The organism is Ruegeria sp. AL12 (assembly GCF_056540885.1).
Window position 1 is genome coordinate 1 of the sequence record NZ_JBQFXN010000150.1, and the last position, 628, is coordinate 628.

Here is a 628-nt window from a genome sequence, read left to right on the forward strand (position 1 = left end):
GCAACGCAGCTTCAAGAACTCGCTGATCATTGCCCCGATTGCCACAATCATCTCGGTCTCGCTTGGCACCTTGGCGGCCATTGGTCTCAGCCAGAGCCACGTCCCCGGCCGCCGTGCTATCATGGGTATCCTGATTTCGCCGATGATCGTTCCGCTGATCATCTCGGCCACTGGCATGTTCTTTTTCTACAGCGATATCGGTCGGTTCCTTGAAGGCACGCTGGGCATGAACAAGAACTTTGTGGGTTATCTGAAAGTCATCCTGGCGCACGCCGTTCTGGGTATCCCGTTCGTGATCATCACTGTGACCGCCACGCTTGTGAGCTTTGATCGTTCACTGACGCGTGCGGCTGCCAACATGGGGGCAGGGCCGGTGCGGACCTTCTTCAAGATCCAGATGCCGCTGATCCTGCCAGGCGTGATCTCGGGTGGTTTGTTTGCTTTCATCACCTCGTTTGATGAAGTGGTCGTGGTGCTGTTTGTCGGTTCGGCCAGCCAAAAGACCCTGCCATGGCAGATGTTCACCGGTCTGCGCGAACAGATCAGCCCGACCATTCTGGCGGTGGCCACGATCCTTGTGGTGATCTCGATCGCGCTGTTGACAACGGTCGAATTGCTACGCCGCCGG

1 protein-coding gene is annotated in these 628 nt (G+C 57.3%); it reads left to right on the forward strand.

Annotated features, from left to right (window positions below; translation table 11 throughout):
- The coding region (locus tag ACR0C6_RS21930) for an ABC transporter permease (RefSeq protein ID WP_480621284.1) at positions 1-628 on the forward strand (628 nt) is incomplete at both ends.